Below are 23,552 nucleotides of genomic sequence, written 5' to 3' on the forward strand. Positions count from 1 at the left end.
GACGCTGTGCCGGAAGGGGCGCTCTGAGTACCGTTCCACGGAGATCCGGACTCGGGAGGGGCGGAATGGAGCGTCACGAGGAGGGGACGGCGGTGCCGGGCGGTGTCGCCGCGCTCTCGCTGCCTTCGCGCATAGTGGTCGCGGTGGCGTTCGCCGTGGTCGTGGTCGCCGCCGCGGTGCATCTCGGGATGGTCTTCCTGCACCTCGCTCCCGCCAACACGATCACCAAGCAGCACGGGGCGACGATCGACGACTACATCTATCCGGAGTTCGAACAGAACTGGAAGCTGTTCGCCCCGAACCCGCTCCAGCAGAACATCGCCGTCCAGGCCCGCGCCGAGATACGCACGGCCGAGGGAGGCACCGCGACCACGAAGTGGACCGATCTGTCGGCCCAGGACGGTGCGGCGATCCACCACCGGCTCCTCCCCAGCCACACCGAGCAGAACGAACTGCGCCGCGCCTGGGACCTGCTCATCGGTTCGCACGACACCAGGAACCGGCCCAACGGTCTGCGCGGAGAGCTGTCCGAGCAGTATCTGCGCCGCATCGTGATGCTCCGGTTGGGCCCCGAGGAGTCCGGAGGCAAGGTCCGGCGGATCCAGCTGAGGTCCGCCACCACCCCGATCGCCCCGCCGCCGTGGAGTGACGAGAAGGTCGACACCAAGACCGTCCACCGGGTGATGCCCTGGTGGCCGGTCTCCTCGAAGGACATACCGGAAGGGGCCGGCCACCGATGACCCCGACCTCCGCCCCGCGTCGCTCCGTCCCGCGTCGCGCCGAACGGGCGTTCGCCCGCGGCATCGCCCGCGTCACGGGCAGCGCCCTCGGGCCGTACCAGACCGCCGTGATCCGGATCGGCTTCTCCTTCACCTGGCTGGCCTTCCTGCTCCGCGAGTGGCCGCACCGCCATGAGCTGTACGGGCCCGACGGCCCGTGGAGCTGGGACATGGCCCGTCGGCTGATCGACGAGAACGGTGCCCTCACCGCGCTGATCTGGTCCGACGGCAGGCTCTGGTTCGAAGCCGTCTACTTCTTCGCCATCGCCGCCGGTGTGCTGCTGCTGCTCGGCTGGCGCACCCGTGCCACATCGGTGCTGTTCATGACCGGGGTGCTGTCCCTGCAGAACCGCAGCATCTTCGTCGGCGACGGCGGCGACAACGTCATCCACCTCATGGCGATCTACCTCGTGCTCACCCGCTGCGGGCAGGTGTGGTCCCTGGACGCCCGGCGTCGCGCGCGGACGGGGGACGGCGGCGGGGACCGGGGCGGGATCGTTCTCTGGGCCGTGCTCGGCGCCGTTCTCCTCCTCGCCACCGCATCGGACCGGCTCAGCGCGGGCTGGCAGGCGGTCTACTGGGGCCTCTGGGTCGCGCAGGGCGTCCACGGGGCGGTCCGCCGCCGTGTCTGTGGCACCGGCCTGCCGATGCCCGGGGACACGAGCGCACCGAGTGTGCCGGGGCAGCGCGGACCGGCCGACGCGACACCCGCACGGACGGCACCGGCCCTGACGGCGTCGGCCGGTGCCGCACTGACGGAACCCGCACCGGCCGAGCGGACGACGATGCAGCAGGCGGGCGCGGCGGGTACGGGCGCGGGGGCGGCCGCTGGGACGTCGCCCCGGGAGGTGCGGCCGGAGCGGACCGTGAGCCGTGAGGCGGCCACCGTCCTGGAGGCCGTCACCAATCTCGTCCACAACGGCGCCCTGTTGGTGATCATGGCCGAGGTGTGTCTGATCTACGCGACCGCCGGCTGGTACAAGGTCCAGGGCACGCGCTGGCAGGACGGCACCGCCCTCTACTACCCGATGCACCTGAACTACTTCTCACCCTGGCCCGAGCTCTCCGGTGTCCTCGCAGGCAGCGGGGTGCTGGTCATGCTCATCACCTACGGCACGGTGATCGTCCAGGTCGCCTTCCCGTTCACCCTGTTCAACCGCGGGGTCAAGAACGTCCTGCTCGTGCTGATGATGGCCGAGCACCTGGCCATCGCCTTCGCGCTCGGCCTGCCCTTCTTCTCGCTCGCCATGATCGCCGCGGACGCGGTCTTCCTGCCGACCGGGTTCCTCCGGTGGGTCGGGGGCCGGGCGGCCCGGCTCCGGGAGCTCCGTCCCGCCCGCTCGGCGGGGGAGGCCGTCCGGAGCGACGGCGGGCGGCCGGACCGTACCCTCGTCGGGTGAGCAGCGACAGCATCGAGACCGTTCAGTACGACGACGGCTACGGACCCGCCGAGGTCGGCGTCGGCCCGCACCCCCTGCCGTGGCCGGAGGGCGACCGTTACGACCCCGAGCTGCTCGCGCACGGCGACCGGCGCAATGTCGTCGACCGCTACCGCTACTGGACGCGTGAGGCGATCGTCGCCGACCTCGACACCCGCCGCCACGACTTCCACGTCGCCGTGGAGAACTGGGGGCACGACTTCAACATCGGCTCCGTGGTGCGCACCGCCAACGCCTTCCTCGCGAAGGAGATCCACATCGTGGGGCGGCGGCGCTGGAACCGGCGCGGCGCCATGGTCACCGACCGCTACCAGCACGTCCGCCACCACCCCGACACCGCGGAGCTCACCGCCTGGGCGGCGGCCGAGAGGCTGCCGATCATCGGTATCGACAACCTCCCCGGCTCCGTCCCGCTGGAGACCACGGAGCTGCCCCGCCGCTGTGTGCTGCTGTTCGGCCAGGAGGGCCCGGGACTGACCGAGGAGGCCCGCCGGCACGCGGCCATGGTGTGCTCGATCGCGCAGTTCGGCTCCACCCGGTCGATCAACGCGGGCGCGGCGGCCGCCGTCGCCATGCACGCCTGGATCGGCCGCCACGCCCGTATCGAGAACCCGTAGCCCCTGCCCGCCCCCGGCGCCGGAGGGATCCGCGGCGCCGGGGAAGCGCGCACTACGCCGGGCGGCGGACCTCGACCGTGCGGAAGCGGTTCGCGACGAAGGCCCCGTCACAGAGCACGGAGTTCGCCGCCGGGTTGCCGCCCGAGCCGTGGAAGTCCGAGAACGCAGCGGTCTGGTTGACGTACACGCCGCCGGTCAGATTGAGCGACAGCTGGGCGCACTCCTCCAGGCACGCCTCCTCGATCAGCTGCTCGACGTCCGGGGAGGTCGTGTACGCGCCGACCGTCATGGCGCCCTTCTCCCGGACGGTGCGGCGCAGCAGCTCCACCGCGTCCGACGCGGAGTCGACCGCCACCGCGAACGACACCGGTCCGAAGCACTCCGACAGATAGGCGGCGTCCGGCTCCGCCCCGTCCCAGACCTTCCGCGTCCCGTCCGCCTTCACGATCACGGGCGTACGGACCGTGGCTCCGGGGAAGTCCGGGTGCGCCACCTTCCGGGACTCCAGGGCGACTTCGCCGTGCCCGGCGGCGGACTCCAGGCGCTCCCGCACCTGGGGGTTGACGATGGCGCCCAGCAGGGCGTTCGCCCGGGCATCGTCGCCCAGCAGGCCGCTCACGGCGCCCGCCAGGTCGCTGACGAACTCGTCGTACGACTTGTGGCCGGCGTCCGTGGTGATGCCGTCGCGCGGGACGAGGAGGTTCTGCGGAGTGGTGCACATCTGGCCGCTGTAGAGGGACAGCGAGAAGGCGAGGTTGCCCAGCATGCCCTTGTAGTCGTCGGTCGAGTCGACGATCACCGTGTTGACGCCGGCCTTCTCCGTGTACACCTGCGCCTGTCGGGCGTTGGCCTCCAGCCAGTCGCCGAAGGCGGTCGAGCCGGTGTAGTCGATGATGCGGACCTCGGGCCGCACGGCCAGGGTCTTGGCCAGCCCCTCGCCGGGCCGCTCGGCGGCCAGTGCCACCAGGTTCGGGTCGAACCCGGCCTCGGACAGCACCTCGCGCGCGACCGCCACCGTCAGCGCCAGCGGCAGGACCGCCCGCGGGTGCGGCTTGACCAGCACGGCGTTCCCGGTGGCCAGGGAGGCGAACAGGCCCGGGTAGCCGTTCCAGGTGGGGAAGGTGTTGCAGCCGATCAGCAGGGAGATGCCGCGCGGCACGGCGGTGAACGCCTTGCGCAGGTTCAGCGGGTCCCGCTTCCCCTGGGGCTTGGACCAGTCCGCGGCCTCCGGGGTGCGCACCTGCTCCACATACGCGTACGCCACGGCCTCCAGACCGCGGTCCTGGGCGTGCGGCCCGCCCGCCTGGAACGCCATCATGAACGCCTGGCCACTGGTGTGCATGACCGCCTGGGCGAACTCATGGGTCCGGGCGCTGATCCGGGACAGAATCTCCAGGCAGACCATCGCGCGGGTCTCGGGCCCGGCCTCCCGCCACCCCGGCATGGCCGCCCGCATCGCCGGCAGCAGCACGTCGACATCCGGGTGCGGATACTCCACGCCCAGCTCCGGGCCGTACGGCGAGACCTCGTCGCCCGCCCAGGCGTCCGTCCCGGGCTGGCCGAGGTCGAGCCGCTTGCCGCGCAGCGCCTCGAAGGCGGCCAGGCCGTCGTCGGCCGCGGATTCGCCGTACGCCTTCGGGTGCTCCGGGTGGGGAGACCAGTACGCGCGGGTGCGGATGGCTTCCAGCGCCTGGTCGAGGGTCGAGCGGTGCTTCTCGATCAGCTGGAGAGCGGTGAGATCGGCGGCCATGGCTGACCAACTCCTCGTTGAGCCGGGCTGGGAATCGAGTATCCGGAGTGCGAGGGGCCCGGGGGCTTCCCCCGGGAGATACTGTAACCGAACGATCGGTCGGGACAAGGGGGCCTGGGGTCCTGTGGACAACTCGTCGGGGAGGATCTTCACCATGACCGCAATCGACCGCACCGGCACCGTCGCCGTCGTCGGCACCGGCACCATGGGCCAGGGGATCGCCCAGGTCGCGCTGCTGGCCGGGCATCCGGTGCGGCTCTACGACGTGGCTCCCGGCCGGGCCGGGACGGCGGTCGACGCCATCGCGGTGCGCCTCGACCGGCTCGTGGAGAAGGGCAGGCTCACCGCGGAGGAGCGGGACGCCGCCCGCGGCCGGCTCGGCGCGGTCACCGAACTCGGCGGCCTCGCGGACGCCCGGCTCGTCGTCGAGGCGATCCTCGAGGAGCTGGGCGCCAAGCAGCAGCTCTTCACGGCCCTCGAATCCGTCGTCTCCGAGGACTGCCTGCTCGCCACGAACACCTCCTCGCTGTCCGTCACCGCGGTCGGCGGGGCGCTCTCCCGCCCCGGACGCCTGGTCGGGCTGCACTTCTTCAATCCGGCGCCGCTCCTTCCGCTGGTGGAGGTGGTGAGCGGGTTCGCCACCGACGAAGCCGCCGCGAAGTGTGCCCACGACACGGCGGCGGCCTGGGGGAAGACGCCCGTCCGCTGTGCCGACACCCCCGGTTTCATCGTCAACCGCGTCGCCCGGCCGTTCTACGCCGAGGCCTTCCGGCTGTACGAGGAGCGGGCGGCCGACCCGGCCACCATCGACGCCGTCCTGCGGGAGTCCGGCGGCTTCCGGATGGGCCCGTTCGAGCTGACCGACCTCATCGGCCAGGACGTCAACGAGGCCGTCACGCGGTCCGTCTGGGAGTCCTGCTTCCACGACCCGCGGTTCACCCCCTCGCTCGCCCAGCGCCGGCTCGTCGAATCGGGTCTGCACGGCCGGAAGTCGGGCCGCGGCTGGTACGCGTACGGCGAGGGGGAATCCAGGCCGGAGCCGCACACCGCGGAGCCCCGCAAGGCGCCGGCCACGGTCGGCGTCCACGGCGACCTCGGGCCCGCCGCGGTCCTGGCCGAGCTGATCGCCGAGGCGGGCATCGAGGTCACCCGCGATCGCACCTCCTTCGTGTCGGAGGGGTTCATCGCGCTGCCCGGCGGCACGCGGCTCACGCTCACCGACGGCTCGGCCGCCACCACCGATCTGTCCGGCACCCATATCCGCTTCGATCTCGCACTGGACTACCGCACCGCCACCCGGATCGCCCTCGCCCCCTCCGACCTCGTCTCCCCCGAGGCGCTCAGCGACGCGATCGGCCTGTTCCAGGCGCTCGGCAAGCAGGTCAGCGTGATCGACGACGTGCCCGGAATGATCGTCGCGCGCACCGTCGCGATGCTCGCCGACTTCGCCACCGAGGCGGTCGCCCGCGCCGTCGCCGGCGCGGAGGACGTCGACACCGCGATGCGGCTGGGCGTCAACTACCCGCGCGGCCCGCTGGAGTGGGCCGACGAGCTCGGCGCCGGCTGGGTGCGCAGGGTCCTGTGGGGCCTCGACGACGCGTACCCTACTGGCCGCTACGTCCCGTCCCAGCCCTTGCTCCGTCGTGCGACGGCCGAAGGAAAGCTGTTCTCATCATGACCATGGCCAAGCGCGACACCTATACGCCCGAATCGCTGCTCGCGGTCGCCGTCGAGGTGTTCAACGAGCGGGGCTACGACGGCACCTCCATGGAGCACCTCTCCCGGGCGGCGGGGATCTCCAAGTCGTCCATCTATCACCATGTCCGCGGCAAGGAGGAACTGCTGCGCCTGGCGATACGCCGCGCCCTCGACGGGCTCTTCGCCATCCTGCGGGAGCCGGGGGCGTGCGAGGGCCGGGCCATCGACCGCCTCGAGCACGTGACGCGGCGGACCGCGGAGGTGCTGATGGCCGAGCTGCCGTACGTCACGCTGCTGCTGCGGGTGCGCGGCAACACCGACACCGAGCGGTGGGCCATGGAGCGCCGCCGCGAGTTCGACCAGCAGGTCGCGGAGCTGCTGAAGCAGGCCGCGGCGGAGGGCGACCTGCGCGACGACGTGGACCTGCGGCTCGCCACCCGGCTGCTGTTCGGCACGATCAACTCGATCGTCGAGTGGTACCGGCCGCACGGCAGCGGCCACGCGGACGGCGACGACGTGGCCGAAACGGTGGTGCGGATGGCCTTCGACGGCCTGCGGACGTCCGCCTCTTCCTAGACCCTTCTTCTGGGCGTCGGCCCTCCTCCGGGGCGACGCTCCGCCCAGGCGCCGGCGGGCGGATCGCCCCGGCGGCGCTTCGGGCCCACCCCGCGCCGTCCCGGGCCGGTTCCGTCCCTGCCGCCGGCCGCGGTTCAGGCCTCGGCCGGATCCTCCGGCCAGAGGTCCGTCTCCTCGAACACCAGCAGCGTGCGCGTGCTCAGCACCTCGGGGATCGACTGGATCCGCGTCAGGACGAGTTCCCGGAGCGCGCGGTTGTCCTCGGTGTGCACCAGCAGCAGGACGTCGAAATCGCCGCTGACCAGGGCGATGTGCGCGGCGCCCGGCAGCTCCTCGAGCTGCTCGCGGACCGTGCGCCAGGAGTTCTGCACGATCTTCAGCGTGATGTACGCGGCGGCGCCCTGGCCTGCCCGTTCCATGTCGACCCGGGCTCCGAAGCCCTGGATCACGCCGTCCTCGATGAGCCGGTTGATGCGCGCGTACGCGTTGGCGCGCGAGATGTGCACCCGTTCGGCCACGGAGCGTATCGAGGCGCGCCCGTCGGTGCGGAGCATCCGGAGGATGGCGCGGTCGATCGCGTCCAGCGGCCGCGGGGGCGGCATCCGGCTCTCGTCGGCCATCCGTTCAGTTGCCATCCGCCTATGCCTCCCCACGGTGGACGTCCTGCCCTCATCTCAGGCTGTGGAAAACCGTTTGTCCACAGGCTGAGGCCGCATGTAGCCAAAATGTGCCGTCGACCGAACAATCGGTAGGTGAGACGTGCCACACCGCGTCGCGCTAAGCCCTGCCCGTCGCCCCGGCCCAGCAGGCCCCAGGTCCCCACGCCGAAGCCCAGGGGCGAGTCCCAGGAGGTGCTCGAATGACGGTCCTCGAACAGCCCGGGTCCTACCACCCGGCCCCGCCGCCCGCCTGGCGGCCCCGCACCGACCCGGCGCCGCTCCTTCCCGACCAGGAGCCGTACCGCCTGCTGGGTACCCCCGCGGGGCGGGACACCGATCCCGCCCTGCTGAAGCGGCTCCACGCCGAGCTGGTCCGCGGCCGCCGCTACAACACGCAGGCCACGGCCCTCACCCGGCAGGGGCGGCTGGCCGTGTACCCCTCCAGCACCGGTCAGGAGGCCTGCCAGGTCGCCGCCGCCCTCGTCCTGGAGGACCGGGACTGGCTCTTTCCCAGCTACCGCGACACCCTCGCCGCCGTGGCCCGCGGGCTCGACCCCGTACAGGCGCTCACCCTGCTCCGCGGCGACTGGCACACCGGGTACGACCCGCGGGAGCACCGCGTCGCGCCGCTGTGCACGCCGCTCGCCACCCAGCTCCCGCACGCCGTGGGCCTGGCGCACGCCGCCCGGCTCAAGGGGGACGACGTCGTCGCGCTCGCCATGGTCGGCGACGGCGGCACCAGCGAGGGCGACTTCCACGAAGCACTGAACTTCGCCGCCGTCTGGCGCGCCCCCGTCGTCTTCCTCGTCCAGAACAACGGCTTCGCGATCTCCGTGCCGCTCGCCAAGCAGACCGCCGCGCCCTCCCTGGCCCACAAGGCGGTGGGGTACGGCATGCCGGGCCGGCTCGTCGACGGGAACGACGCGGTCGCGGTCCACGACGTGCTCGGCGAGGCCGTCCGCCGTGCCCGCGCGGGCGAGGGGCCGACGCTCGTGGAAGCCGTCACCTACCGCATGGAAGCCCACACCAACGCCGACGACGCCACCCGCTACCGCCCGGACGACGAGGTCGAGGAGTGGCGGGAACACGACCCGATCACGCTGCTGGAGCGCGAGATGCGGGACCGGCACCTGCTGGACGACAAGGAAGCCCGGGTGGTCCGCGAGTCCGCCGAGGAGATGGCGGCCGACCTGCGGGAGCGGATGAACCAGGACCCGGTCCTGGACCCGATGGACCTGTTCGGCCACGTGTACGCCGAGCAGACGGAGCAGCTGCGGGAACAGGCCGCCCAGCTGCGCGCCGAGCTCGACGCCGCCGACCACGAGGGAGAGGGCGGGAAGTGACCACCGCACCAGCCGCCGCCGGGCCCGCCGCCCCGGTGCGCAAACCCGCCACCATGGCCCAGGCCCTGGGCCGCGCCCTGCGGGATTCCCTGGCCGAGGACCCGTCCGTGCACGTCCTCGGGGAGGACGTCGGCACGCTCGGCGGCGTCTTCCGGATCACCGACGGCCTCGCCCGGGAGTTCGGCGACGACCGCTGCACGGACACACCGCTGGCCGAGGCGGGCATCCTGGGCACGGCGGTCGGCATGGCGATGTACGGTCTGCGGCCCGTCGTGGAGATGCAGTTCGACGCCTTCGCGTACCCGGCGTTCGAGCAGCTCATCAGCCATGTCGCCCGGATGCGCAACCGGACGCGGGGCGCGATGCCGATGCCGATCACGGTGCGGGTGCCGTACGGCGGCGGGATCGGTGGCGTCGAGCACCACAGCGACTCGTCCGAGGCCTACTACATGGCCACCCCGGGCCTGCACGTCGTCACCCCGGCGACGGTGGCGGACGCGTACGGTCTGCTGCGGGCCGCCATCGCCTCCGACGATCCCGTCGTCTTCCTGGAACCGAAGCGGCTGTACTGGTCGAAGGCCGACTGGTCGCCGGACGAGCCCGAAGCGGTCGGCCCGATCGGTCGCGCCGCGGTCCGGCGAGCGGGCCGCAGCGCGACGCTCATCAGCTACGGGCCGTCCGTGCCGGTGTGCCTCGAGGCCGCCGACGCCGCCCGCGCCGAGGGCTGGGATCTGGAAGTCCTCGACCTGCGGAGTCTGGTGCCGTTCGACGACGCGACGGTCTGCGCGTCCGTCCGCCGGACGGGGCGGGCCGTCGTGGTGCACGAGTCCAGCGGGTTCGGCGGTCCCGGAGGGGAGATCGCCGCGCGGGTGACGGAGCGGTGCTTCCACCACCTGGAGGCCCCGGTGCTCAGGGTCGCGGGATTCGACATCCCGTATCCGCCGCCGATGCTCGAACGCCACCACCTGCCCGGCGTCGACCGCATCCTGGACGCGGTCGCCCGGCTGCAGTGGGAGTCGGAGTGGACACCGGGGGAGGTGCGGAGCTGATGGCCGTGGTGCGGGAGTTCAGGCTGCCCGATCTCGGCGAGGGGCTGACCGAGGCCGAGATCATCCGCTGGCTGGTGCAGGTCGGCGACGTCGTCGCCGTCGACCAGCCGGTGGTCGAGGTGGAGACGGCGAAGGCCATGGTGGAGGTGCCCTGTCCCTACGGGGGCGTGGTCACCGCACGCTACGGCGAGGAGGGCACGGAGCTGCCGGTCGGGGCACCGCTGCTGACGGTCGCGGTCGGCGCGGACGCGGGCACCCCGGGCGGCCCCGGGCCCGGCACCTCGGTACCGGGAACGACCCCGGGCTCGGCCGGCGCGGACTCGGCTGCGCCGGGTGTCGGGTCCGAGGGCGGCGTCGACGGCAGGGCCGGCGCGGGCGGGGACGAGGGATCGGGCAATGTGCTCGTCGGCTACGGCACCGGTGCGCCGGTGGCCCGCCGGCGCAGGGTCCGTCCCACGGGCGGCTTCTCGCTGCCCTCCGCGCCCGCGGCCGACGGACCGCGAGGGGGAGCCGGCGGAGCCGCCGTCCGTGCGGCCCCGCAGCAGGAAGCGAACGTTCCGGCAGACGGCCGTGCCACGACACGCGCCACCTCCGCAGCCACGACAGCCGGCGGCTCCGGACCGGTCGCCGTGATCTCGCCTCTCGTCCGGCGGCTGGCCAGGGAGAACGGGATCGATCTCCGCGAGGTGCGGGGCAGCGGGCCCGAGGGGCTCATCCTCCGGGCCGACGTCGAGAGCGCCGCGCGGACACTCACCGGGCCGCCGGCCCGGCCGGCGCCGAGCCACACGGCTCCCTGCGCCTCCGGGGTGGCGACCGCCACCGACCGGGGAGGGCCCGAGGCGGTCAGGCAGCCGGCCACCGGCGGGGCACCGGCGGCGGAACGCATCCCGCTGCGCGGAGTGCGCGGAGCCGTGGCGGACAAGCTGTCGCGGAGCCGACGGGAGATCCCCGAGGCGACGTGCTGGGTGGACGCCGACGCCACCGAACTCATGGCGGCCCGCTCCGCCATGAACGCCGCCGGTGGGCCGAAGGTGTCACTGCTCGCGCTGCTGGCCCGGATCTGCACGGCCGCACTCGCCCGCCACCCCGAACTGAACTCCACGGTGGACATGGAGGCCCGCGAGGTCGTCCGGCTCCCCGGCGTCCACATCGGATTCGCGGCGCAGACGGACCGGGGCCTGGTCGTGCCCGTCGTCCGGGACGCGCACACCCGGAACGCGGCCTCCCTGTCCGAGGAATTCGCCCGGCTCACGGAGAAGGCGCGGGCGGGCACGCTGACACCGGCCGACCTGACCGGCGGCACGTTCACGCTCAACAACTACGGCGTCTTCGGCGTGGACGGCTCGACGCCGATCATCAACCACCCCGAAGCGGCGATGCTGGGCGTGGGGCGCATCGTGCCGAAGCCGTGGGTGCACCGGGGCGAGTTGGCGGTGCGGCAGGTCGTTCAGCTGTCGCTCACCTTCGACCACCGGGTCTGCGACGGCGGCACCGCCGGGGGCTTCCTCCGGTACGTCGCCGACTGCGTCGAGCAGCCGGCGGTGCTGCTGCGCACCGTGTGACGTCGCCTGTCCCCGGCGGCCGGCGCCGGGGACAGGGCCGGCATTGCCGGGAGTGGGGCGCGCGCCTCCATGCGGGCGGGGAGCCATGAGGCTGCCGCGACGTCCCACGCGCCCGGGATACTCGAGGCATGACTGCGCAGGGGTACGACGCGGTGGTGCTGGCCGGTGGCGCCGCCAAGCGAATGGGCGGAGCGGACAAACCGGGCCTCCATGTGGGCGGGCGCTCGCTCCTGGACCGCGTGCTCGGGGCGTGCGCCGACGCCACCGCGACCGTTGTCGTCGGTTCCCGGCGGCCGACCGCGCGCCCGGTGCGCTGGGCGCGTGAGCAGCCCCCCGGCGGCGGCCCACTGGCGGCGCTCAACGCCGGCCTCGCACACGTCACGGAGCCGGTGGTACTCGCCCTCTCCGCGGATCTGCCGTTTCTGTCGGCCGAAACGGTGCGGGCGCTGATCGGGGCGCTGGACGGGGAGGAGCCCGGGCCGGGCCCGGCCCCCGCGACACGGCCGGACGCCGACCCGGATGCCGGCCGGGCCACCGCGGACCGGGAGATCCGGGACGGCGGCGCGCCCCGGCCCGAGGCGGCCGACCCCTTCCGGGCGGCGCGGAACGCGGCCACGGCCCGGGCGGATGATGCCAACGGCACCGCGGGAAACGAGCCGGCCGACGGGGTGCTGCTCGTCGATTCCGACGGAAGGGACCAGCCGCTGGTCGCCGCCTACCGAACCGAGCCGCTGCGCCGTGAACTCTCCCTGCTCGCCGCCGAGCACGGCGGCCTCGCTCATCTGCCGCTGCGCCTGCTCAGCGCCGAACTCACCCTCCGGCGCATACCCGGGCCCGTCCCCACGGCGTCCTTCGACTGCGACACCTGGGAGGACCTTGCGTCCGCCCGCGCCCGCATCAGGGAGCATGGAAACGTGCTGGACGAATGGATGGCCGCAGTCAAGGACGAACTCGGGATCGAGCTGGACGTCGACACCGGCGTTCTGCTGGACCTCGCCCGCGATGCCGCGCACGGCGTGACCCGGCCGGCGGCGCCCCTGACCACCTTCCTGGTGGGGTACGCGGCGGGCCGGGCGGGTGGCACTCCGGCCGAGGTGGCGGAAGCCGCGCGCCGGGCGGCGGCACTCGCCGCGCGCTGGGCGGCGGAGTCCGCCGAGGGACCGGCCGACGGTGGAAAGACCGACGGATGACGAGGCAGGGCGCGGACCGATGACGAACCGTGAGACGCACCACGACACCGACCGGGACGCGGACCGCGACGCTCTGTCTCCCGGCGACGGCCGTGTTCTCGGTGAAGGCCGCGTTCCCGGTGACGGCCGCGCCCGCGGGGATGTCCGGCACGGGCGGGCCGACCGCTCCGCACCCGGCTGCGGTGACATCGGTGGGACGGCCACCGGGGGGAGCGAGGCACACCGGAACGCCCCGGGGAATGACCCCTTCGGCCCTGAGGCCACCGGACCGGACCGGAAGGCCCGGTCGGTGGCGGACGCGAGGTCCCGGTCGGCGGTGGTCGAGAGGGACGTCGACCAGGCGGTGGACGAGGCCCTGGCCATCGCGAACGAGGGGCGCCGGCCGCTGACGGGACAGCGCTCGACCGACTCCGTCGACCCTGCCGCGCCTCGTCTTGGCGGGCGCACCACGGCGACCGCTCAGGGGCATTGCCCGTGCTGCTGCACGGGGGAACTGCACGGTCCGCCGGTGGCGGGCGCGGCGCCAGGACATGCCGCTTCCGGGTGTCCCGATGGATCGGACATCGTGCGGGCGGAGCCCGACCCGCGCGAATCGGCGGTGGGGCACGAGGCGTACGAGGGACTTCCTACCGGTGGAGGGGCCCCCGGAGCAGCCGCCCCCGCGTCCGAGTGCGCCGGGGTCCCCGCATCGGGTTCCGGCGCGCGCTCCGGTTCCGGCGCGCGCGCTCAGGGCGCGGGGCCTGCCGGGCAAGCGCCGTCCGAGGACGACGCGTGGCCGTCCGTGTCGGACATCCTCGGCGTGCCGGAACGGTTCGCCGGGTCGGAGGACTCCGGGCCGGAGCGCACCGCGGCCTCCGTTCCGGTCACGCGTTCCGGCCAGGTCCGGGACGGCAGGCCTCTCGGAGCGACTCCCTGGCCCGCGGCCAGGGAGCGTGCCGCCCGGGCCGCGAACGGTCCGCTGCCGACGGCGGTCCTGGGGCTGGACGACTCGCTGGGACGCATCCTCGCCGAGCCGCTCCCGGCCCTGACCGACCTGCCCTCCTTCGACACCTCCGCGATGGACGGCTGGGCCCTCGCCGGCCCCGGCCCCTGGACGGTCGACGACCCCGGTGACCCCGGCATTCTCGCCGGTCAGGACGGTCCCGCGGCGCTGCCCGACGGGCACGCCGTCCGCATCGCCACCGGTGCTCCCGTTCCCGCCGGAACCACTGCGGTGCTGCGCACCGAGCACGGCGAGACCCGGGGGCGTCCCGGCTCTCCCGGTGAGCGCCTGCACATCGCCCCCGGCCGGAACATCACCCCCGGTCAGGACATCCGTCTCCGTGGCCAGGAGTGCCGCCGCGGCGACCGGCTGCTGCCCGGCGGGACGCTAGTCACCCCTGCCGTCCTCGGCCTCGCGGCCGCCGCCGGCTATGACGAACTGCCCACCGTCACCCGCCCCCGGGCCGAGGTCCTCATCCTCGGCGACGAGCTGCTGAGCAGCGGACTTCCCCGCGAAGGCCGTATCCGTGACGCGCTCGGACCGATGCTCGGCCCCTGGCTGCGGGCGCTCGGGGCGGACGTCGTGTCCACCCGCCGGCTCGGCGACGACGCCGGCCTCCTGCACCGGGCCGTCGCGGACTCCACCGCCGACCTCCTCGTCACGACCGGTGGCACCGCCGCCGGACCCGTCGACCACGTCCATCCGGTCCTGCGCCGGGTCGGTGCCACGCTGCTGGTCGACGGCGTCGCCGTGCGCCCGGGGCACCCGATGCTGCTCGCCCGACTCGCCCCGGAGCGGCACCTGGTGGGGCTCCCCGGCAATCCGCTCGCGGCCGTCTCCGGCCTGCTCACGCTTGCAGAACCGTTGCTGCGGACGCTGTCCGGCCGCGGCCCGAACCCGTACGCCGTCACGCTGCCGTTCGCCACCGATGTGCAGGGCCATCCCCACGACACCCGTCTCGTCCCGGTCGCCCTCGACGGCGAGGCCGCCAGGCCCCTGCACTTCACCGGTCCGGCCATGCTGCGAGGCATCGCCGCCGCCGACGGGCTCGCCGTCGTACCGCCGGGCGGCGCCGAAGCGGGAGCGGATGCGGAGATCCTCGAACTGCCCTGGCCCGACCGGTTCGACACGGCCGCACCTCCGGCCGGGGACGACTTCCGGTGACCCGGTCAGGGACGGGCGGGCGGCAGTGCCGTACGGCGACCGTCCGTCCGCGAACGGCGCGCTGACGGACCGGCCGGCGCCGCGGGACGGCGTCGGCCGCCGTTCCGGGGCGCGTGATCGTCGTGCCGTCCGGGGGCGGAGTAGCCTCGCCGCCATGCCTATGAACGCGATCACCATCCCCGAACCCGGCGGACCCGAGGCCCTGGTGTGGGCCGAGGTCCCGGAACCCGTCCCCGGCGAGGGCGAAGTCCTGGTCGAGGTCGCGGCCGGCGCGGTCAATCGCGCCGATCTGCTGCAGCGGCAGGGCTTCTACGATCCGCCGCCGGGCTCCTCCCCGTACCCCGGCCTGGAGTGTTCCGGGCGGATCACCGCCCTGGGGCCCAATGTGTCCGGGTGGGCCGTGGGCGACGAGGTGTGTGCGCTGCTGGCCGGCGGCGGGTACGCGGAGCAGGTCGTGGTCCCGTCGGGCCAGCTGCTGCCGGTGCCCGAGGGCGTCGACCTCGTGACGGCCGCGGCTCTGCCGGAGGCCGTCTGCACCGTCTGGTCCAACGTCTTCATGGTCGCCCACCTGCGCCCCGGGGACACCCTGCTGATCCACGGCGGCTCCAGCGGCATCGGCACGATGGCGATCCAACTGGCCAAGGCCATCGGCGCGCGTGTCGCGGTGACGGCGGGCAGCGCGGAGAAGCTCGAGCGCTGCCGGGAGCTGGGTGCCGACATCTTGATCGACTACCGCGAGCAGGACTTCGTGGAGGAGCTCCGGAAGGCCACCGACGGCAAGGGGGCCGATGTCATCCTCGACATCGTCGGCGCCAAGTATCTGAGCCGGAACGTGAAGGCGCTCGCGGTCAGCGGCCGCCTCGCGATCATCGGCATGCAGGGTGGCCGCAAGGGAGAGCTGGACCTCGGCGCGCTGCTGGCCAAGCGGGGGGCGGTCACCGCGACCTCGCTGCGCGGGCGCCCGCTCTCGGAGAAGGCCGCGATCGTCGCGGCGGTGCGTGAGCACGTCTGGCCGTTGATCGCCAACGGACGGGTCCGCCCGGTGGTGGACCGGGCCCTGCCGATGCGCGATGCGGCCGAGGCCCACCGGGTGCTGGAGGAGAGCGGCCACATCGGGAAGATCCTGCTGACCGTCTGAAGAGGCCGACCGGCGGCAGCGGCTGTGCGACTCAGGCTGTGCGACTCAGGCTGTGCGGCTCCGGCTGTGCGGATCCGGAACGGCGGGCGGACGGCCGCACCGTGGCGGCGAATTGCATCAAATGCCCGAGATGCCAGATTCTTCCGGTCGTGTGACGCTGAACATGGTCACTTCACGGCTCGGCACGGGAGGGGGTCACAGCCGTGGCTCCAGCGCTCCGCCTACGTTTCGCCATCGGCCTCCTCGCGGGGGCCGTGCTGCTGCCGGCACCTGCGGCGTTCGCTCTCGAGGGCCGGTCCGCCCACACTCCGGGCCGGACGCCCGACACCTGGTCCCGGGATCACTCCATCGGACGGACCCCCGGCCTCTGGTCAGGCCCGCAGCCGGCCCTTCCCGTGATCGGACTCCCGGCTCCGCTGCTCGCCGAGCTCGACGAACGCGTCGCCGCATGGCAGCGGAGCAGGGACCCGGACGGGCCCTTCGCCGGGCGCCTCGCCGGGGAAGGGCGGGCGCGGCCGGGCCGGGGTCCGGATCCGGCGGCCCGCCCCGAGGTGCCGCCGGGAGTGCCGGAACGGCCTGGTGCGCGGGACCCGAGCGCACCGGCCGAGGCACGCCGGCCGGACCGTCCCGCCGTTCCTCCCTCGCCCGGCGCCGGCATCTCCAGGCCACCGGAGCCCCACGGATCCCCGAAGCCGGACCCCTCCCGGACGGGCCGCGCCCCTGTGGAGGCCGAGCAGTCGCGCTCGCCCCGTCCGGCCGAGAGCGGTGCCGCGGAACCGGACGAGCCCGTGGCCCCGACGACCGGTCCGGACGGCCCGAGCGCGACCGGCGAGAGCACCGGGCAGACGGTCGCCCAGCACTCCGGACGGATGCTGCGGGTGCTGCCGCTCGGCACCGGGCTGGCGCTCATGGGGATCGGCCTGGCCTTCATCGGCTTCCGGCTCCGCCGGCGCTGATCGGCGCTCGCCGAGCTGCGAGGCACCGCGTGGCCGAACGTCGCCCTTACCCACCCCGGAGACCGGCGTTCCGTGACGACAGCCGCCGGTTACCCGTCCTCACTCCCGCTTCCCGCCCCGGCCCTGCGTACCCGGCCGGCCACCGGGCGCGAAGCCGATGCGGTCACCGACGCCACCGCAGGCGCCGCGGCAGGGTGGATCACGTCCTGGCAGGGGCACAACGCCTTCGAGGCACGGGTGCGAGAGAATGGGCGGCATGGAGATGCCGAGGAACGAACGGTCGCAGGAGAGCCCCCACGTTCTGGTCGTCGGACCCGACGGAATGGCTCTCGGCAACGCCAACCCCGGTGGCGGGGAGGGTGACGACGAGTCGCGCGAGGTCCCGGTGACGGAGATGGTCGAGCAGCCCGCGAAAGTCATGCGCATCGGCAGCATGATCAAGCAGCTTCTGGAGGAGGTCCGGGCGGCTCCTCTCGACGAGGCGAGCCGGGTACGGCTCAAGGAGATCCACGCCAGCTCGGTCAAGGAGCTGGAGGACGGCCTCGCTCCGGAACTCGTCGAGGAACTGGAGCGGCTGTCGCTTCCCTTCACCAACGAGACCATTCCGACCGAGGCCGAACTGCGCATCGCTCAGGCCCAGTTGGTCGGCTGGCTGGAGGGTCTCTTCCACGGTATCCAGACCGCGCTGTTCGCACAGCAGATGGCGGCGCGGGCGCAGTTGGAGCAGATGCGCCGGGCTCTCCCGCCCGGGGTGATGGGCGCCGAGGACGGCGAGGACGTGCCGGCCCACGGCGGTGCCCGCTCGGGGCCGTACCTCTGAGATCCGAAGCTCATCCGGCGGGCCGTCGGCACCTCAACCGCTGATCCGGGTGCGGCTCGACGGCTGCCGTCGGTCCTCGGACCGAGGGCCGTTGCCCGGAGGGAGCCCGCAGCCGTCCCGTGACCGGCGTCGGAGCCTCAGCGTCTCGAATCGACCGATGGAGCACGCGCTGCATCGGGCCCCACCCGCAGCGCCGTTGAACCGATACGCCTGACGGCCCGGCGCGCATCGCGCCGGGCCCTCAGGACGGACGGTGTGGGGCGCCGGGCCGGTCCCCTGTCGTGCTCACTCCGCCATCCGCGCCCCGCAGCCGTGGCGCGGATGGGTGACGTCGACGTACCGACCCGAGGGCCCCGCCGACTCACCCGGCGGTGTCAGGAGGGCTTGCCCGTGGAGACGGTCAGGACGAACTTCTCCGTCTTGTCGTTCGGGTCGAAGGGGTCGCCGTCCAGCGGAGTCTGACGCAGCACCAGGTCCTTGCCCCAGGTGTTCTCGTTCTCATGCACCACCTCGTACTTCCATCCGGCTGCGCGCAGGCAGTCCGTCACCGAGGTGATGTCGCGGTACTGGAAGTCCGGCGCCGAGAGCTTCGACTTGTCGTCGTAGTACTCGATCGCCTCGGTGCACGACTCGCGCTTGACGGTCTTCGTCTTGTCGCCGGGGTTGAACGCCTCGTCGTCATCGTCGTCGTCCGGATCCGGCTTGTCCGACTGGGACGCGTTTCCGGTTCTCGCCTGCTGTCCGCCGTTGTCGTCGCCCTGGTTCACCACGATCGCGGTGATCAGTCCGCCGATCGCCAGCAGCGCGACGAGGGTCGCGCCCACGATCACCGACGTGCTGCTCTTCCCCCCGCTGCCGCCGGTCGACGCCGTGGCGGTCGGCGCCGCGTACGGCGGCGGAGTCTGGGGGCCGCCGGCGTATGGGGACGGCGGCGGGCTCTGGTAGCCCTGCTGGAGCGGGTGCGTCGGGGGCGGCGGGGTGGACGGCCCGAAGCTGCCCATCTGTCCACTGGACGGGTGGGGCTGGTACGGCGTCTGCACCTGCGGCGCCGGCGGAGTGGGCTGGTCCACCGGCGGGAAGACCGCGGACCCCACGCCCGCCCCGCTGCGGGCCGCCGGGCCGCCGGCGATGATGATCGGCGCGGCCCCGGTCTGCCCGCTCCCCGCCACGCGCGCGCACTCGTCGCGCATCGACTCGGCTGTCGGGAAACGCTCGTTGGGGTTCTTCTTCAGGGCCCGCGCGACCAGCGCGTCCACGGCCGGAGGGATCGAGCTGTTGATGCTCGACGGTGCGACCGGCTCCTCCTGGACGTGGGCGTAGGCGATGGCCAGCGGCGAGTCCGCGTCGAACGGCAGCCGCCCGGTCAGCAGCTCGAAGAGCATGATGCCCACCGAGTACAGGTCGGACCGGGCATCCACACCGCGGCCCAGCGCCTGCTCCGGCGACAGATACTGCGGAGTACCGACGACCATGCCGGTCTGCGTCATCGACGTGACCCCGGACTGCATGGCACGGGCGATGCCGAAGTCCATGACCTTGACCACATTGCGCTTGGTCATCATCACGTTGCCCGGCTTGATGTCCCGGTGGACCAGACCCATCTCGTGGCTGACCTCGAGCGCCGCCAGCACATCGCCGGTGATCTTCAGCGCCTTGTCGGCGGGCATCGCGCCGTACTGCGCCACATCGGCGTCGAGCACCGAGCGCAGCGGCTTGCCCTCCACATACTCCATGACGATGTACGGCATCACGGCGCCGCCGCCCTGCTCGTCCGGCAGCGAGTCCTCGCCGGTGTCGAAGACGGAGACGATATTGGTGTGTGAGAGTTTCGCCACGGACTGGGCCTCGCGGCGGAAGCGCTCGCGGAACGACTGTTCCCGGCCGAGTTCGGTGTGCAGTGTCTTGATCGCGACCTGTCGGTCGAGCACGGTGTCGTAGGCCAGGTGCACGGATGCCATGCCGCCGGCCCCGAGCAGGTCGCGCAGCTGATAGCGGCCGCCGCCGACCGCACGGCCCTCGTAGCGTCCCTGAGCGCCGTCCTGACTCATTTTTCCTGCTCCCCCCGTGGCACGCAGCCTGACAACGCGGCCCGGTGTACCGATTTCGGCAATGCTGCGGTTGTGATTCTCGCCAAAGTCTGCCGCAGGGGTCGGACACGTCAAGCCGCATGCCCGTTCCGTGACTGGTTGCGCAGGAAGAGTTCATGAAGCGTTACTGGCTCACCACGGAATTTGCGCCGCTCCTTCCGGAGCGGGTTTGATGGCCTGTCCATCACGGGACGGCGCGCCCTCCGGACCCTGTAGCGTGCCTTAGCGGAAGACCGTAGGACCGCAGCCATTCGAGCCGCGGACAGAAATGACGGCGAGGACCGATGGCACAGACGCAGCGCGCCCAGGGCCCGTCCGAACCCGAGGCCTCCGGCGGGGGAAACCCCGACGCACCGGAGCAGTGGGGTAGCGGCGGACTTGTGGGCGACGGCCGCTACCGCCTGACCCACCGCCTCGGCCGCGGAGGCATGGCCGAGGTCTTCGCCGCGGAGGACGTGCGGCTCGGCCGCACCGTGGCCGTCAAGCTCCTCCGCGCCGACCTCGCCGAGGACCCGGTCTCCAAGGCCCGCTTCACCCGCGAGGCCCAGTCCGTCGCGGGCCTCAACCACCACGCCGTCGTCGCCGTCTACGACTCCGGCGAGGACGTCGTCGGCCCCAACACCGTTCCGTACATCGTCATGGAGCTGGTCGAGGGCCGCACCATCCGCGACCTCCTGCTCAACGCGGAGGCACCGCCGGCGGACCAGGCGCTGATCATCGTCTCCGGTGTGCTGGAGGCGCTGGCCTACAGCCACCACCACGGCATCGTGCACCGTGACATCAAGCCCGCCAACGTGATCATCACCAACAGCGGCGCGGTCAAGGTCATGGACTTCGGCATCGCCCGTGCCCTGCACGGCGCCCAGTCCACCATGACGCAGACCGGCATGGTCATGGGCACCCCGCAGTACCTCTCCCCGGAGCAGGCCCTTGGCAAGGCCGTCGACCACCGCTCCGACCTGTACGCCACGGGCTGCCTGCTCTACGAACTTCTCGCGCTGCGCCCGCCGTTCACCGGTGAGACGCCGCTCTCGGTGGTCTACCAGCACGTTCAGGACACCCCGGTGGCGCCGTCGGAGGTCTCCGACTCGGTGCCGCCGGAGCTCGACGGCCTCGTCATGCGCTCCCTGGCGAAGGACCCGGACGACCGGTTCCAGAGCGCCGAGGAGATGCGCGGGCTGGTGCAGTACGCGCTGCAGATGCTGACCGACAAGGGCGGCCACACCGGCGTGTGGGACACCGGGCCGGTCGAGCACGCGGGCATGGGGGCCCCGGCGATGGGGCTGGCCGGCACCAGCGTCCTGCCGCACCCGAGCCACGGCGACACCTCGCAGATGGGCGTCGGCGGTCCGATCCTGCCGGGCGGCCGGGACGACGACGGCGGCTTCGACGGAGGCCACCGGCAGGGCGGCGGCAACGGCAAGGGCGGCCGTGGCAAGGCGTGGCTGCTCGCCGCACTCGCGGTGATCGCGGTCACGGTGGGGGTCGTGGTGGCGGTCCAGAACATGAAGGACACGACGAAGGACGACCCCAAGCAACGCCCCAGCAGCTCGCAGACGACGAAGGAAGAGTCGAGCGAGCCCTCGGAGGAGGAGACGACGGAGGACACCGACACCGGCGAGAGCTCGGTGGGCGGCCAGGACGACTACACACCGTCCTACAGCCCTTCGTACTCGCCCAGTTACACACCGTCCTCGACGCCGTCGGTGTCGCCGAGCGAGCAGCCGAGCGAGAGCACCTCGAGCGGTACGGGCGACGGTGGTACCGGCGAGACTCCGGTCCCCTCGGAGGACGAGACCGCGACCGACGGCGGCAACGGAGACGACGAGGGCGCCATCGGCAGCCCCGGCACGGTCGGAGAGCCGACGGGCGGCTGACGCCGGCCAGCGGGGCCGGCGGTCCTCCGTCGGGCATCTTCCGGTCCGGTCCACCCGGACCGGACCGCGCCCGGCCGGTCCGGCGCGGTTCGTTCAGTCCGCGAAGGCGTCGCGCACGGCCTCGTACTCCCGGGTCCACCAGACCGACAGCGCGGCCGCCGCGGGGAACTGCGGGTCCGCCCTGCCGTCGCGCAGCTGGTAGCGCCAGCGCAGCATCCAGAAGTCGTTGAGCCGCTCCCACCAGACCCGGTGCACGGCCGCCGCCAGCTCCTCCGGTGCGGCGCCGGTGGCCCGCCGGTAGGCGCGGGCGTACGGCCGTACCTTGGACAGCTCCAGCGTTCCCCGGGGGCCGACGAAGAAGATCGCCGCGGCCCGGACCGCCTCCTCGGCGCGCGGCTGGACGCCCAGCCGGTCCCAGTCGAGGATCGCCGCGGGCTCGGCGCCCCGGTAGAGCAGGTTCAGCGGATGGAAGTCGCCGTGCACCCAGCCCGTCGCGGGCTCGGCACCGGCCTCCGGGCGGCGGTGGGCGTGCCGCTCCAGCAGCGCCCGCCGTTCGACGAGCCGGTGCTCGGCCAGTTCGTCGAAGGCGTCCCGGGGGCGCCTCGCGCGGGCGAGCGCCAGCAACTCCTCGATGAGCTCGAAGGTGTCCGACGGGTCGGCGCTCTCCACCCGGGCCTCGGCCTCCGGGACCGCGGACTGCTGCATCACCCGCTCCAGGCAGGTGTGCACCAGCCCCAGCAGGGATCCCAGGCGCCGCGACTGGGCGGCGGTCAGCTCGCCGCCGCCGCGGTGCCGGCCGTCCACCCAGGGGTGCAGCGCGTAGCAGCGGCCGCCGATCACGGCGACGGTGCGCCCTTCGGCGTCCGCGACCGGCGGGGCGACCGGCAGGCCCAGCACGGCGAGCCGTGCGGTCGCGCCGTGCTGGCGGGCGATGGCGGCGCGGTCGCCGTCGAGGTGGTGCTTGAGGAAGTACCGGCCGCGCGTGGTGGCCAGGTGGTAGCCGCGGTTCAGCAGGCCCTGTGCGAGGCGCTCGCAGGACAGCGGCTCGCCCGCGCCCTCGTACCGGCGTAACAGGGCACACAGGGTGCCGCCGTCCGGAGTCTCGCCGGCGGGCCCGTCGTCGGCGTCGGGGACGCCGTCCGGCGCATCCCCCGGGCCGCCGTCGCCGTCCGGAGCGGTCCGGGGCGATGGCAGCGGGGCGCGAGAAGCCGAGGCGGCATATGAGCGCGGCACTCGCCAGATGTTAGATCACCTGGGGTCACACAGTGTGCCCGGAATGTCGCAGCGGGACGCCGGACAGGTCGTGCACAGTGATGAACCCGGGCTCGACGTGCAGATATGCCGGCTCGAAGGGGTCGCTGTCGGCGGAGCGCGGCATCCGTCCGAACAGGGCGAGTTCCCGCGGCTCCGGGTCGACGCTGCGGGCTGTCCCGGTGAACTGGACGGACCAGATGTCCTCGGTGCCGTGGCCGATGTTGTCCGCCCCGTAGGCCACCACATTGCCGTCGCAGGCCCGGTGGTAGCCGTATCCGCGGTGCAGTCGCAGCAGCACTCTGCCGTCCGCCACGATGTGTCGTGCCGGAGTCACGAACGGCAGGGCACGCATGCTCACCGAGAGACGGCCGTACGCGATGCTGCGCAGCAGGTCGATCGCGCGGCTGCCGGAAGCGGGCCCGGAAGCGGGCTCGGGGGTGGTTCCGGCAGCGGGCCCGGCGGTGGTTCCGGACGCAGGGCCGGGTGCGGTGCCGGACGGGGTCGCGGGCTCGGTGGACGGGTCGGGGGAGGAGGGATCGGGGGACATGCCCACCACCCTGTCCGGTCGAAGCGGACAGCCCTAGGGGCGGCGGCCCTCGAAGCGGAGGCCGT

General features: G+C 73.2%; 19 protein-coding genes. 14 read left to right on the plus strand and 5 right to left on the minus strand.

Going from position 1 to position 23,552, the window contains the following annotated elements; genetic code table 11:
- Positions 1-65: 65 nt before the first annotated feature.
- The 3 genes from ABT112_RS07460 to ABT112_RS07470 are packed head-to-tail and all read left to right on the plus strand — an operon-like array spanning position 66 to position 2,835.
- Positions 66-740, plus strand: a complete 675-nt coding sequence (locus tag ABT112_RS07460) for a DUF5819 family protein (protein ID WP_351506606.1) — start codon at positions 66-68, stop codon at positions 738-740.
- On the plus strand, positions 737-2,179 hold the full coding sequence (locus tag ABT112_RS07465; RefSeq protein WP_351506609.1) for an HTTM domain-containing protein: 1,443 nt from the start codon (positions 737-739) through the stop codon (positions 2,177-2,179). Before ABT112_RS07460 ends, ABT112_RS07465 begins: the two co-directional genes overlap by 4 nt.
- Positions 2,176-2,835, plus strand: a complete 660-nt coding sequence (locus tag ABT112_RS07470) for a TrmH family RNA methyltransferase (protein WP_351506611.1) — start codon at positions 2,176-2,178, stop codon at positions 2,833-2,835. Before ABT112_RS07465 ends, ABT112_RS07470 begins: the two co-directional genes overlap by 4 nt.
- 52 nt (positions 2,836-2,887) lie before the next feature.
- Here ABT112_RS07470 and paaN read toward each other — a convergent pair whose 3' ends face one another.
- Entirely contained in the window at positions 2,888-4,585 is a 1,698-nt protein-coding gene (gene paaN, locus ABT112_RS07475) for a phenylacetic acid degradation protein PaaN (protein WP_351506613.1), read from the minus strand.
- Between the two features lie 154 nt (positions 4,586-4,739).
- On the opposite strand from paaN, the gene ABT112_RS07480 reads away from it, so the two are divergent.
- A complete protein-coding gene (locus tag ABT112_RS07480) occupies positions 4,740-6,263 on the plus strand; it encodes a 3-hydroxyacyl-CoA dehydrogenase (RefSeq protein ID WP_351506615.1) in 1,524 nt (507 codons plus the stop codon).
- Positions 6,260-6,859, plus strand: coding sequence for a TetR/AcrR family transcriptional regulator (locus ABT112_RS07485; protein ID WP_351506617.1), 600 nt, complete (start codon positions 6,260-6,262; stop codon positions 6,857-6,859). Before ABT112_RS07480 ends, ABT112_RS07485 begins: the two co-directional genes overlap by 4 nt.
- A gap of 134 nt (positions 6,860-6,993) precedes the next feature.
- Here ABT112_RS07485 and ABT112_RS07490 read toward each other — a convergent pair whose 3' ends face one another.
- A complete protein-coding gene (locus tag ABT112_RS07490; RefSeq protein WP_351506619.1) occupies positions 6,994-7,494 on the minus strand; it encodes an Lrp/AsnC family transcriptional regulator in 501 nt (166 codons plus the stop codon).
- Positions 7,495-7,718: 224 nt separating this feature from the next.
- Between ABT112_RS07490 and pdhA the strand changes: the two genes are divergently transcribed.
- The 8 genes from pdhA to ABT112_RS07530 all read left to right on the plus strand — a co-directional run bounded on the left by pdhA (position 7,719) and on the right by ABT112_RS07530 (position 17,722).
- Positions 7,719-8,861, plus strand: a complete 1,143-nt coding sequence (gene pdhA, locus ABT112_RS07495; RefSeq protein ID WP_351506621.1) for a pyruvate dehydrogenase (acetyl-transferring) E1 component subunit alpha — start codon at positions 7,719-7,721, stop codon at positions 8,859-8,861.
- A 53-nt stretch (positions 8,862-8,914) separates the two neighbouring features.
- A complete protein-coding gene (locus ABT112_RS07500; RefSeq protein WP_351506800.1) occupies positions 8,915-9,910 on the plus strand; it encodes an alpha-ketoacid dehydrogenase subunit beta in 996 nt (331 codons plus the stop codon).
- Entirely contained in the window at positions 9,910-11,472 is a 1,563-nt protein-coding gene (locus ABT112_RS07505) for a dihydrolipoamide acetyltransferase family protein (RefSeq protein WP_351506802.1), read from the plus strand. Before ABT112_RS07500 ends, ABT112_RS07505 begins: the two co-directional genes overlap by 1 nt.
- Before the next feature lie 128 nt (positions 11,473-11,600).
- Positions 11,601-12,662: a DUF6457 domain-containing protein gene (locus ABT112_RS07510; RefSeq protein ID WP_351506622.1), complete on the plus strand. Its 1,062-nt coding sequence runs from the start codon at positions 11,601-11,603 to the stop codon at positions 12,660-12,662.
- 565 nt (positions 12,663-13,227) lie between these two features.
- A complete protein-coding gene (locus tag ABT112_RS07515) occupies positions 13,228-14,808 on the plus strand; it encodes a molybdopterin molybdotransferase MoeA (RefSeq protein WP_502975279.1) in 1,581 nt (526 codons plus the stop codon).
- Positions 14,809-14,968: 160 nt separating this feature from the next.
- The gene (locus ABT112_RS07520) at positions 14,969-15,946 is read left to right on the plus strand and encodes an NAD(P)H-quinone oxidoreductase (protein WP_351506803.1); all 978 of its coding nucleotides are present in this window, start codon (positions 14,969-14,971) and stop codon (positions 15,944-15,946) included.
- 203 nt (positions 15,947-16,149) lie between these two features.
- On the plus strand, positions 16,150-16,902 hold the full coding sequence (locus ABT112_RS07525; protein ID WP_351506626.1) for a hypothetical protein: 753 nt from the start codon (positions 16,150-16,152) through the stop codon (positions 16,900-16,902).
- Between the two features lie 256 nt (positions 16,903-17,158).
- Positions 17,159-17,722, plus strand: coding sequence for a bacterial proteasome activator family protein (locus ABT112_RS07530; RefSeq protein ID WP_351506628.1), 564 nt, complete (start codon positions 17,159-17,161; stop codon positions 17,720-17,722).
- Positions 17,723-18,096: 374 nt separating this feature from the next.
- Here the strand turns inward: ABT112_RS07530 and ABT112_RS07535 are convergent, their stop codons facing one another.
- Positions 18,097-19,770, minus strand: a complete 1,674-nt coding sequence (locus tag ABT112_RS07535; RefSeq protein WP_351506630.1) for a protein kinase domain-containing protein — start codon at positions 19,768-19,770, stop codon at positions 18,097-18,099.
- Between the two features lie 323 nt (positions 19,771-20,093).
- Here ABT112_RS07535 and ABT112_RS07540 point away from each other — a divergent pair, with 323 nt between their 5' ends.
- A complete protein-coding gene (locus ABT112_RS07540; RefSeq protein WP_351506632.1) occupies positions 20,094-21,686 on the plus strand; it encodes a protein kinase domain-containing protein in 1,593 nt (530 codons plus the stop codon).
- 93 nt (positions 21,687-21,779) lie between these two features.
- Here ABT112_RS07540 and ABT112_RS07545 read toward each other — a convergent pair whose 3' ends face one another.
- Both ABT112_RS07545 and ABT112_RS07550 read right to left on the minus strand, forming a co-directional pair.
- Positions 21,780-22,769, minus strand: a complete 990-nt coding sequence (locus ABT112_RS07545; protein ID WP_351506804.1) for a phosphotransferase — start codon at positions 22,767-22,769, stop codon at positions 21,780-21,782.
- Positions 22,770-22,944: 175 nt separating this feature from the next.
- On the minus strand, positions 22,945-23,487 hold the full coding sequence (locus ABT112_RS07550) for a pyridoxamine 5'-phosphate oxidase family protein (protein ID WP_351506634.1): 543 nt from the start codon (positions 23,485-23,487) through the stop codon (positions 22,945-22,947).
- Positions 23,488-23,552 lie beyond the last annotated feature (65 nt).

It is taken from the genome of Streptomyces sp. NPDC002055 (genome assembly GCF_040296705.1).
In the GTDB taxonomy this organism is placed as follows: Bacteria; Actinomycetota; Actinomycetes; order Streptomycetales; family Streptomycetaceae; genus Streptomyces.